We start from the raw sequence: 11685 nt of genomic DNA, 5'->3' as shown, positions 1-11685 counted from the left end.
CGGCAGCCCCTCAGAAGAACATGCCCAGGGCGACCTGGGGGCTGATGATGCGGCCGGTGTTGCGCCCGGCCACGGTGAATTCGACGCCGGCGATCAGGCCCAGCGACGGGCTGAAGTGGTATTCCACCGCCGGCGCCAGGCTGACGTTGCGGCTGGCCGGACGGTGCTCTTCAATCCGCTCGATCGCACCACTGCCGTTGCGTGCGAAGCCGCTCAGACGCTGGCCGGTCTCGCGACTGGCGGCCATTTCCATCACCCCCACCCAGCGCGAATTGAAGCTGTACTCGGCGCCTACCGACAGGCCCAGTACCGAGCCGCGCGAAATGTGCCCCTGGAAGCTGTCATCGGTGCCGTACACGCTGGTGCCGGAAATGGCAGTGCGCGACGGTGCCGGCCCGGCGCTGAGCTGGGCGCGCCAGCGCACGGGGCGGTCATTGCCCAGCCACACCACCTGCTGCACGCCCAGCGCCGCGGTGGTGCGCTGAACGCCGTCGCCCTGTGCATCCAGCGGATTGCCGGTGATACGGTCATGGCTGCCGGTGCTGAAACGCTGCACCAGCGCGACCGAGATGGCCGGACGGGTGCCATCGGCATTCGGCGCCTGCAGCAGGTACTGCAGGCGTGCGGTGGTGTCACCGGCGCGGAAGCCGCTGCTGCGCGCACTGCCGGATTCGGAGCGCGAGGCACTGAGATTGACCTGGCCCATCACCCGGTCACTGAAGCCATAGATGATCGGCACCACCGTGGCCCAGGCGCCACTGTGCCCGGCACTGCGGCGACGATCACCGTTGTTGTCGTAGTGGTCGCGGCTGTCGACCCGCACCAGATAGGGCTCGATGTACCAGTTGCCCTGCGGCAGGCCGGCCGGATTCGGCGTGATCAACGGGCCGGTGAAATTGACACCATCGAGACTGCGTTCCGCGGCCTGTAGCGATGGTGCGGCAAGCGCAGCGAGTGCCAGCACCAGGCAAGTGCGACGTGTGCGGCGTTGGATTCGATGCATGGAACCACTCCTGTACGACGTTGGAAGGAACTCCACCGTGCGATGCAGGAAACGGCCCAGCAATGAGACAAATACTAAAATTGCTTGCCTGTCCATCAAGCGTGTTTGAAGCAACGCAAGCTGACGCGGATGACCCAGTTTGCTGCGCGTGCATCGTTTGCGCTCTTGCGCCGCGCAAAAGAAAACCCGGCCGCAAGGGCCGGGTCAGGAGATCAACACAGCATCAGCACGACGGGATCATCCGTGGCGGCGGCTCGCCCACTGTGCCAGCAGCACGGCCGTTGCCGAGGCCACGTTCAGGCTTTCCACCGCGCCGCTGCCGGGAATCGACAGCTGCTGGTCACACTGACTGGCCAGGCCGCGGTCCATGCCCTCGCCTTCGGCGCCCATCACGTACACCAACCGTTCCGGCAGCGACGCACGGAACACGTCGTCGCCACCATCAACGAGGGTCGCAGCCAGCCCGAAGCCGGCTGCACGCAGCTGCGCCATCGCCTGGGCGGTCTCCGGCAACTGCACCAGCGGCACCGACTCCGCACCACCTTCGGCCACGCGTGCGGCGGCACCGGACAGCGCAAGCGTGCTGCCGGACGGCAGCAGCAGCGCCTTGACACCGAAGTGCGCGGCCGAGCGCAGGATTGCGCCGAAGTTGTGGGGATTGCCGACACCGTCCAGCCACAACGCCAGCGCCGGGCCTTCGCCCAGATCCTCCAGCCACTGCGCCAGCGGCACGACGGGCGCGCGCAGCACGTCGGCCACCAAGCCTTCGTGGTGCGTGGTAGCGGCCAGCTTGTTGAGGTCGCCCTCCTCCACCACGCGATAGCCCACGCGGTTGGCCACGCACCACTTCAGCACCGGCTGCATGCGCGGAATCAGCGATTCCACCAGGTACAGCTTGCGCAGTGCCTGCGGGCGCTTGTCGAACAGGGCCTGCACGGCGTTCCAGCCATACAGGCGCAGTTCGTCGTTGCCACGCCCCGGCGGTGGCGGGGTGCCGCCCTCACGCGGCGGCAGCGGGGTGGCCCGCGGCGGTCGCGACGACGGACGGCGGGCATTCTTCCAGGGATCATTCACTACGGGACAACTCCAGCTTGCGTTGACGCCAGAAATCGGCGTTCTTGATGCCCAGGGCATCGGGGTCGAAAATCGGATCCAGGCCCAGCTTCTTCTGCCGCTCGTAATCACGCAGGGCCAGCATGGCCGGCTTCTGAATGATGAGGATGGCAATGATGTTCAGCCAGGCCATCAGGCCCACGCCGATGTCACCCAGCGCCCAGGCCAGGGTTGCATTATGGAACGCGCCGAACACCACCATGCCGATGATGCCCAGGCGCAGCACCAGCACGGTCAGCGGGCGCTTCTTGTTGTGGTTGACGTAGGTCAGGTTGGTTTCGGCCATGTAGTAATAGGCCATGATCGTGGTGAAGGCGAAGAAGAAGATCGCGATCGACACGAACGCCGAGCCCCAGCCCGGCAGCACGGCTTCCACACCCGCCTGGGCGTAGCCCGCGCCTTCCGGAATGCCGGCCAGGCCCTGGAAGATCGGCGGGGCGCCGGCACCTGCCGGCGAGTACACGTTGTAGGTGCCGCTGGCCAGGATCAGGAACGCGGTGGCGGTGCACACCATCATGGTGTCGAAGTAGATGGCGAAGGCCTGCACGTAGCCCTGCTTGGCCGGGTGCGAGACTTCCGAGGCGGCTGCCGCGTGCGGGCCCGAGCCCTGGCCGGCTTCGTTGGCGTAGATGCCGCGCTTGATGCCCCACTCCACCGCCAGGCCCATCATCGCGCCGAACGCGGCGTGGGTGCCGAAGGCGCTGCTGAAGATGATGCCGAACATCTCCGGCACGCGATCGTAGTTGATGATCATGATGACGATGGCGGTCAGGATGAAGGCTGCCGCCATGAACGGCACCACCACTTCGGCGAAGTTGGCGATGCGCTTGACGCCGCCGAAGATCACCACGCCCAGCAGCAGCGCCACCACGATGCCGATGCCCAGCTTCAGCGCCTGCACCGACTCCATGCCCATCGTCTGGCCATCCAGCGGACCACACAGCGCGGTGCCACGGCAGGCGTTGATGATGCTGTCGGCGATGGCGTTGGCCTGCACGCCGGGCATCAGGAAACCGGCCGCAATGATCGTGGCAATGGCGAAGACCAGCGCGTACCACTTCAGGCCCATGGCCTTTTCGATGTAGTACGCCGGACCACCACGGTAGCGGCCTTCGGCGTCCTTGGTCTTGTAGATCTGTGCCAGCGTACATTCCACGTACGAGGTGGATGCGCCGAGGAAGCCCATCACCCACATCCAGAAGATCGCACCGGGGCCGCCGAAGGCGATGGCGGTGGCCACGCCGGCGATGTTGCCGATACCCATGCGCCCGGCCATCGACATGGCCAGGGCCTGGAAGGACGACACACCGGCGTCGGATTTCTCACCCTTGACGGTGAGGCGGCACATCTCGAGAAAGCCGCGGATCTGCATGAAGCGCGTGCGCAGGCTGAAGAACAGGCCGGCGCCCAGGCACACGAAGATCAGTGCCTTGCTCCAGATGATGCTGTTGATGAAATGTACGGTAGCTTCCACGCGCGCTCTCTCCAGTCGGCGGGTTGTGAGGACGTCCCGTCGGCTGGAGGGGACCGGTCGATTCTCCCTGATCGAAGGCCGCTGCGGTAGCGCTGTGTTGTAGAGCCGAGCCCATGCTCGGCGTGGTGATGACGGCGGCTGAGCACGGCCTCGGCTCTACCGCGGCCGGCCCGCGTGTTCAGGGCAGCTGCGTGCGCACCCGGGCGAAGCGGCGCAGGTCGTGCAGCACCCCGCGCTTGTAGACCGCGCAGCGGTCCACGCCTTCTTCCTGGAAGCCGTTCTTTTCCAGCACCCGGGCCGAGCCGAGGTTGAAGTCGACTACCCCGGCCTGCAGCCTGAACAGGCGCAGCTCGTCCATCACCCAGGGTGCGAACAGGCCGACCACCCGGGTCATCAGGCCCTGGCCCCAGTAGGCCTGGCCCAGCCAGTAGCCCAGTTCCGCCATGTGCCCGCGCTCGGCAGTGCCCTGCTGGGCCCCGACGCTGCCGCAGGCCTGGCCGTCGATCTCGATGGCCAGGTTCAGGGTGCCAGGGGCCAGCACGCGACCGGCGAGGAAGGCCTCGCCATCCTCGCGCGTGTACGGGTACGGGAAACGATCACGCAGGCCCCGCGATACCTCGGCGTCGTTGGCATGGCGCAGCAGCGATTCCAGATCATCCGGGCGCCAGGGGCGCAGTTGGAAGCCGTCGCCTCGCAGCACGGTGGTCGGATCAGGCATGGCCACCCACCGAGGGCGATTCCGCTTCCTGCTTCTCCAGCTCGCGCTTCACCGCTTCCGGCGAGCGGGTGTAGGGCGCCAGCCGCGCGTAGAACGCCGGCACCACGAACAGCGACAGGAACGTCGAGAGGGTCACACCGAAGATGATCACGATGCCGATGGTGCCACGGCTGGCCGAACCGGGGCCACCGGCCACCACCAGCGGAATCGCACCGACCACGGTGGCGATCGAGGTCATCAGGATCGGGCGCAGGCGCACCATCGCCGATTCGATGATCGCCTCGCGCACGGTTCTTCCGTCGTCACGCAGCTGGTTGGCGAATTCAACAATGAGGATGCCGTTCTTCGCGGCCAGGCCGACTAGCATGACGATGCCGATCTGGCTGAACAGGTTCACGGTACCGCCACTCACCCACAACCCGACCAGCGCGCCGAGCACGCCCAGCGGCACGGTCAGCATGATGGTGAGCGGGTGGATGAAGCTCTCGAACTGCGCGGCCAGCACCAGGTAGACCACCAGCAGCGCCATGGCGAAGGTCAGCAGCACCGCGCCACCGGCACTCTGGTATTCGCGCGATTCGCCCTTCCAGTTCACCTGTGCGTACTGCGGCAGCTCCTCGCGCGTGACCTGCTGCGCCCAGGCAATGGCTTCACCCAGCGGATAGCCCGGCGCCAGGCCCGCGTTGATGGTGATCGAGCGCAGGCGGTTGAAGCGGTTCAGGGTGCCAGCCTCGGCCACTTCACTCAGCGTGACCAGGTTGGACAGCGGCACCAGTTCGCCGGAGGTCGCGCGCACGCGGATGGCGGCCAGGTCGGCCGGGCTGGCACGGCCATCGCGACCGGCCTGCACCAGCACGTCGTACTCTTCGCCGTTGTCGACGAAGGTGGTGACGCGGCGCGAACCCATCATGGTTTCCAGTGCCGAACCGATCGCGGTGACCGGCACGCCGAGGTCGGCCGCACGCTGGCGGTCGATGTTGACCCGCATCTGCGGCCGCGTTTCCTTGTAATCCGAGTCCGGACCGACCAGGCCGGGGTTGTCGGCCATGCGCAGCAGAATGCGGTCGCGCCACTGCGCGATCTCGGCATATTCCGGGCCGCCCAGCACGATCTGGAACGGCTGCCCGCCGCTGCGCACCAGGCCACCGCCCACCTGCGTACGCACGCGCACGCCGCGGATGGTGTCCAGTTCCTTCTGCAGTTCGTTGGCCACTTCCGGCGTGCCTTCGCTGCGCTGGCGCCACGGCTGCAGGAAGATGCTGACGCGGCCGGTGTGCATTTCCTCGCTGGCACCCCAACCACCGGGCACGCGTGGATTGGCGCGCACGATCGGTTTGTCCAGGCCAACATGCGGTGCCAGCATGGATTCCACCTGCTGCACCTGCTGCACGGTGTAGTCGTAGCCGGCGCCTTCCGGGCCATCGATCATGATCTGGAACGAACCGCGGTCTTCGGCCGGCGCCAGTTCCGACGGCAGCAGCTTGAGCAGGCCCCAGCTGGCGGCCAGTGCGGCCACCATCACCAGCAGGTAGATCCAGGTGCGGTCCACGTGGTGGTCGAGCACCCGCCCATAGGCCCCGGCCAGGCGTTCCAGGTTGCGGTTGATGAAGCCATGCAGGCCACGCGGTGCCTGCCCGGTATGCGGCTTGAGCAATTTGGAGGCCATCATTGGCGTCAGCGTCAGCGCCACAAAGGCGGACAACGCCACCGCCGCCGCCAGCGCCACCGCCAGTTCGCGGAACAGGCGCCCGGTATTGCCTTCCAGGAACCCGACCGGCAGGAACACCGCCACCAGCACCGCGGTGGTGGCGATCACCGCAAAGGCGACCTGCGTGGTACCGCGTTTGGAGGCGACCAGCGGGGGTTCGCCCAGGTCGATGCGGCGCTGCACGTTCTCCACCACCACGATCGCATCGTCCACCACCAGGCCGATGCACAGCACCAGCGCAAGCAGGGTCAGCAGGTTGATCGAGAAGTCGAACGCATACAGCGCGATGAATGCCGCGACCAGGCAGACCGGCACCGTCACCGCCGGAATCAGCGCAGCGCGGAAGCTGCCGAGGAACAGCCAGATCACTGCCAGCACCAGGATCATCGCCTCCACCAGCGTGGCGTAGACGCGGTCCACCGCGGCTTCGATGAAGGTGGTGTTGTCGAAGGCAACGAAGATCTGCGTGCCCTTGGGCAGGGTCAGCGCGACCCGTTCGGCTTCAGCGCGCGCAGTACGCGCCACGTCCAGCGAGTTGGCGGTGGAGGTCTTGACGATGCCCAGGCCGATGCCCGGCTCGCCGTTGCTGCGGTAGTACGCGCGGCGCTCGGCCGAGGCCAGCTCGATCTTCGCCACATCGCCCATGCGCACCACGTAACCGTCACGACCCTTGCCCAGCGGGATGGTCGCGAAGTCTTCGGGCTTGATGTAGTTGCGCTCCACGCGCAGGGTGAAATCGCGGTCGGTCGACTCGATGCGGCCGGCCGGCAGTTCCACGTTCTCGTTGCGCAGCGCGGTTTCCACGTCGCCGGTGGTCAGTCCGCGCGCCGCCAGCTGGTCACGGTCCAGCCAGATCCGCATCGCATAGCGCTGGCGGCCGCCGATGCGGACCTGGGCCACGCCATCGAGACTGGAGAAACGATCGACCACGTAGCGGTCGGCGTAGTCGCTCAGCTCCAGCGTGTCCATGGTCGAGGAGACCATGTTGAACCAGATGATCGGGTCGGCATCGCTCTCGACCTTGGCGATCTCCGGCGGACGCGCTTCCTCCGGCATGCGGTCGGCGACGCGGCTGACCGCATCGCGCACATCGTTGGCCGCCGCTTCGATATCGCGGTTGGAGGTGAATTCGATGCTGACCTGCGAGCGGCCGTTGGTGCTGCGCGCGTTGATCGTATCGATGCCTTCGATGCCGGCCAGCGCATCTTCCAGCACCTGGGTAATGCGGCTTTCGATGACCGCGGCCGAAGCGCCGGTGTAGTCCACCGATACCGAAACGATCGGCGGATCGATGGCGGGCAGTTCGCGCAGGGTCAGGCGGGTGAAGGACATCACGCCCAGCACCAGCAGCAACAGGCTCATCACCACGGCGAACACCGGCCGCTGGATGGAGATGTCGGACAGCTTCATCCGCCGTGGCCCTCGGCAGCGACCGGCGCCGGTGCATCAGCCGGCTTGGCACCCGTGGCCGGTGCCGCGTCCTTGGCTGCGACCTTCAGGCCCGGGCGCAGCTTGCCGGTGCCATCGACCACGATGCGCTGGCCCGCTTCCAGCCCCTGCCTGATCTCGACCACGCCGGCACGGCGCGCGCCGGTGACCACATCCACGCGTTCGACACTGTCGTCGGCGGTGATGCGGTACACGAAGGTATCGCGACCGACCTGCACCACGGCAATTTCCGGAATCACCAGCGCCGGGCGCTCGGGGTGGAACAGGCGCACGTCCAGCAGCATGCCCGGGCGCAGGGCATGGTCGCCGTTGGCGAAGTCGGCCCGTACGGTCACCGCACGGGTGGCCGGATCGATGCGTGCGTCGACGGTGCTGACCACCCCCTCGAAGGTACGGCCTGGCCACGCCACGCTGGTGGCACTGACCTTGTCACCGACGCCGAGCGCGGCCAGTTCCACTTCCGGCACCTGGAAATCGATGTGCATGTGTTCGATGTCGTCGAGCGTGGCGATCACCGTGGTCGGCGTCAGCAACGTGCCCGGGCTGACCTGGCGGATGCCGAGCACACCGGCGAACGGTGCACGCACGCGGCGGTCACCGATGTCCGACTGCATCTGCGCCACACGCGCCTCGGCGGCATCGCGGATCGATTTCTGCGTATCCAGCGTGGCGCTGGACACCAGCCGCTGCGTGGCCAGCTCGCGCTGGCGCCTGTACAGCTGGTCGGCCTCATGGAAGGTGGCCTGCGCCTGCACCAGCGCGGCCTCCTGGGCCTGCCCGCGCAGGGTCACGATCGGCGCACCAGCGGCAACATGCTGGCCGCTTTCGAAGTGCACCTTCTCGACGATCTCGCTGACCTTGGCGGTGACGCTGATCGATTCGCGCGCCTTGGCCGTACCCAGTGCCTGCAGCGTGTCATTCCACTGCGTGGACTGCACGACCTGCGCGGTGACCGGCACCGCTTCTCCCTGCCGACGGGCGGCGGCCTCCTGTTTGCCCGCGCACCCGGCCAGCACGGCCAGGCTGAGGCCAAGGGCCAGGGTCGAAGCGATGCGAGCCAACATGAACGGTCCTGAGTGATCCACGGCCGCCGAGTGTAGGCAAGCGCCCACAGAAGCGATATGTGCCAAGCGTTTACTGGCGTGGAACCGGCGTCGCGATAGCGCCGTGAACCCGTTCCGTGCAAGGCTGACCGCAGCGGTGTCGGCATGTGTCGAGGTGTATCCAGCCGTGCACCGCAGGCGTTGCCATCGTAGAGTCGAAGCTGCCCGGCAGAGGGCGTCGGGCGGGGGCGGATCCTGGCGGGGATCCGGCCCCGGTTTTTTTTTACACCCGGCGGATCAGTACCGGTAGTTCACCTTCATCCACAGGCTGCGGCCCGGCTCGTTGATGCGCACCGGGTCAGCCGGAAAACCGAAGTCGGCGCTGCCGGCCAGATTCAGGTGCTCGCTGTAGGCACGGTCGAACAGGTTGTCGACGCCCGCGCTGAGCTGCAGCTGCGAACTGAAGCGGTAAGCAGCGTTGAGCGCGAAGGTGGCGAAGCCGGCACTCGGCCCCAGGTCCTGCGCGACCACATTGCCTTGGCCATTTGCGACACGATGCTGGTGGGTCACAGCGCGCAGCAGCGCACCGGCACTCCAGCGCTGGCCTTCCCAGTTCGCGCTCAGGCGTGCTTCCAGTGGTGGCATCTGCGGCAACGGGCGATGCTGATCGCGGTTCTCACCCCATGCATAGGCCAGCGTGCCGCCCAGCTTCCACTGCTCGGCCATGCTCACTTCCAGGCCCGCCTCGGCACCGGCAATGCGGGCATCGACGTTGCGGGCCTGGCTCATGCCCATCATGCCGCTGCCGTGGTAGGTGAACAGGATGTAGTCCTGGATCTGCCCGGCGTACGCCGACACCCAGGCCTGCACACGGGGCCCCTTGTATTGCATGCCCACATCAAGCTGGGTGGTGCGCTCGGGCTGCACGCCGGTGAACGCGTTCACTGCACCGGCCGGGCCGTGGTTGGGCGAGAACAGCTCCCAGTAGTCGGGCATGCGTTCACTGTGGCCGAGGCCGGCGTACCAGGTCAGGCCATCGGCCAGGTCCTGCTCGTAGCGCAGGAAGCCGCTGCCAAGCCATTCCTTGCGCTGCAGGCCAGCGGTCGGGTTCGGCCGGTTGCCCATCATCCCGCGCACCGACTGCCGCTCATCGCGGACGCTGGCGCGGTCGATGCGCAGGCCGCTGATCCAGCGCTGGTCGGTGCCCGCACCCAGGGTCAACTCGGTGAACACGCCATAGCGGCGGAAGTTGGCATCGGTTTCCCAGGCGGCCTGGCGGTAGGTGTCGCGGCCCATGCCCATGCGGCCACGATGGCGGCTGTCTTCGCCATCCATACCCGCCACCAGCTGCACATCCTGCCAGCGCCACTCGGAACTGACCCGGCCGCCCTGGGTACGGCGATCCACGTTCGACGCCATCGGCATCGGCATCATGCTGTTCGGGTTCGGCGTGCGCAGCGTGTAGTTGTCCATCACATGGTCGGCGTTGTTGTAGTACACGTTGGCCTGCAACGTGTCCCATGCCCCCGGCAGGTTGCGCTTCTCGAAACGCGCCGCGTAGCTGGTGCGTTCGAACGCGGCACCGTCCATGCCACGGCCCGCGTAACGCGCGATCGCATCACCGGCACCGGCGGAAATTTCCAGCAGCGTGTCGGCATCCGGCGTCCAGCCGATGGCCACGTCGCCGTTCCACTTGCGCCACTTCGACGGCACCACGTCACCGTGGCCGTCCTTGTAGTCATCGGCTTCGGAACGGTTGCCGCTGGCGCGTACGTAGCCTGTCGGGTTACCCAGGGTCAGGTCCAGCACCTGGTCGTTGCGGTTGCGCGAACCGACCAGCGCACTGGCATCGGCACGCAGGCCCGGCTCCTCGAAGCGCGGCGTATCGCGCTCGAAACGCACGGTGCCGGCCGACGCGCCCGCCCCCCAGCGCACGCTCTGCGGGCCCTTGATGATGGTCAGCCGGTCGAAGCTTTCCGGCGCGATGTAGGACAGCGGATTGTCCATGCGCGACGGGCAGGCACCGATCAGGTTGCCATCGTTGCTGAGGATGTTCAGGCGCGAACCGAACATGCCGCGCAGCACCGGGTCACCGTTGGTGCCGCCGTTGCGGATGGCGGAGAAGCCGGGGACGGTCTTCAGGTAGTCGGCGCCATCACTGGCAGGCACCGGCTGCCGCGGCAGGCGCGGATCGGTCACCCAGTGCAGCGGGGACGACGGTGCGGCGGCGGTGACCACCATCGTGTCGAGGGTACGTGCCTCTTCGGCAGGCGCAGCGTGGGCCAGTGACGCGGCCACGGCCAGGCCAAGGGCAACCGGCAGGCGCGCGCAGGCGCCCGCGGGGCGGGAAGTCATTTTCATCGGAACAGCTCCAAAGTACGCACGCGCGCACGGCGCCGGGTCAGGCGTCGTGCGGCAGATTCGATAGGGATATCAGCGGACGAAGGAGAAGCGCGGTGGCCCGCGCGCGGCATGCGCCGGCCAACGCAGTGCCGGCAGCACCTGTTGCGACCACGGGAACACCAGGCGCGGCCGCCACAGCAGCGGCAACAGCAGCACCAGCACCGCCAGCCACGGCAGCAGGCGCATGGCCAGCACGCAGTATTCGCAGGCTTCGCCGTGCACGGCGTGGGGGTCGGGCGGGCGGCTGGGCGCGGCCGGTGCGGCGCCGTGCTGATCGTGCCCGGCCATGGCCATGTCGTGCATATCATGACCCATGGCGGCGTGGTCCATGCCTGCCATCGCGGCATGCTCCATCGGCTGCGCCTGCAGCGCGCGGCTGACCAGTGGCGCAAGCACCATCAACAGCGTCGCCAGGACGGCGAGCTGGAGCAGGAGGCGCTGCGGGCGGGACAGGCGAGTCACCCCGCTAGTTTAGAGCCGGGTCCAGGGTTGCCCGTGCGACGAACCGTCGCAGGAGGGGTTTTTCGGCAGGGCTGCGCCCTGCACCCGCAGAGGCCACGTCCACGTCAAGAGCCGAAGCAACAGCAGAAGCTGGTTTCCTGAGGGTAGGCGGGGTGGGTCCGGTTGCGGGGGCCGCTGCAAGTACGTCCATGTAAGCTCGGTCGCGCCATCCATGGCGCTCACGCCCCCGCAACCGGACCCACCCCGCCTTCGACAGATTTCTGCGATCTGTCTGAACGCCTCTCGGGGTCAGATCCGTTTTGCCAACGTAAA

At 67.3% G+C, this 11685-nt stretch carries 8 protein-coding genes; all 8 read right to left on the bottom strand.

Features of this window, described 5'->3' with window-relative positions; all coding sequences use genetic code 11:
- Positions 1–10 precede the first annotated feature (10 nt).
- The 8 genes from ACMZ91_RS19935 to ACMZ91_RS19900 all read right to left on the bottom strand — a co-directional run bounded on the left by ACMZ91_RS19935 (position 11) and on the right by ACMZ91_RS19900 (position 11373).
- Entirely contained in the window at positions 11–1003 is a 993-nt protein-coding gene (locus ACMZ91_RS19935) for a hypothetical protein (protein WP_032130209.1), read from the bottom strand.
- 237 nt (positions 1004–1240) lie between these two features.
- Positions 1241–2077: a TrmH family RNA methyltransferase gene (locus ACMZ91_RS19930; protein WP_414578419.1), complete on the bottom strand. Its 837-nt coding sequence runs from the start codon at positions 2075–2077 to the stop codon at positions 1241–1243.
- Positions 2070–3590, bottom strand: a complete 1521-nt coding sequence (locus ACMZ91_RS19925) for an alanine/glycine:cation symporter family protein (RefSeq protein WP_071228526.1) — start codon at positions 3588–3590, stop codon at positions 2070–2072. Before ACMZ91_RS19925 ends, ACMZ91_RS19930 begins: the two co-directional genes overlap by 8 nt.
- A 178-nt stretch (positions 3591–3768) precedes the next feature.
- The gene (locus ACMZ91_RS19920) at positions 3769–4308 is read right to left on the bottom strand and encodes a GNAT family N-acetyltransferase (RefSeq protein ID WP_121504476.1); all 540 of its coding nucleotides are present in this window, start codon (positions 4306–4308) and stop codon (positions 3769–3771) included.
- Positions 4301–7426 carry an efflux RND transporter permease subunit gene (locus ACMZ91_RS19915; protein ID WP_414578421.1) on the bottom strand — a complete coding sequence of 1042 codons (3126 nt, stop codon included), beginning with the start codon at positions 7424–7426 and terminating at the stop codon, positions 4301–4303. The genes ACMZ91_RS19920 and ACMZ91_RS19915 overlap by 8 nt, the downstream gene beginning before the upstream one ends.
- Positions 7423–8529, bottom strand: coding sequence for an efflux RND transporter periplasmic adaptor subunit (locus ACMZ91_RS19910; RefSeq protein ID WP_071228524.1), 1107 nt, complete (start codon positions 8527–8529; stop codon positions 7423–7425). The genes ACMZ91_RS19915 and ACMZ91_RS19910 overlap by 4 nt, the downstream gene beginning before the upstream one ends.
- 276 nt (positions 8530–8805) lie before the next feature.
- Positions 8806–10869: a TonB-dependent copper receptor gene (locus ACMZ91_RS19905; RefSeq protein ID WP_414578423.1), complete on the bottom strand. Its 2064-nt coding sequence runs from the start codon at positions 10867–10869 to the stop codon at positions 8806–8808.
- A gap of 72 nt (positions 10870–10941) precedes the next feature.
- Positions 10942–11373: a DUF2946 domain-containing protein gene (locus tag ACMZ91_RS19900; protein WP_414578424.1), complete on the bottom strand. Its 432-nt coding sequence runs from the start codon at positions 11371–11373 to the stop codon at positions 10942–10944.
- Positions 11374–11685 lie beyond the last annotated feature (312 nt).

The organism is Stenotrophomonas sp. FR024, from assembly GCF_047500745.2.
Taxonomy (GTDB): Bacteria; Pseudomonadota; Gammaproteobacteria; order Xanthomonadales; family Xanthomonadaceae; genus Stenotrophomonas; species Stenotrophomonas maltophilia_A.
This window is presented reverse-complemented; position numbering and strand designations above follow the sequence as displayed.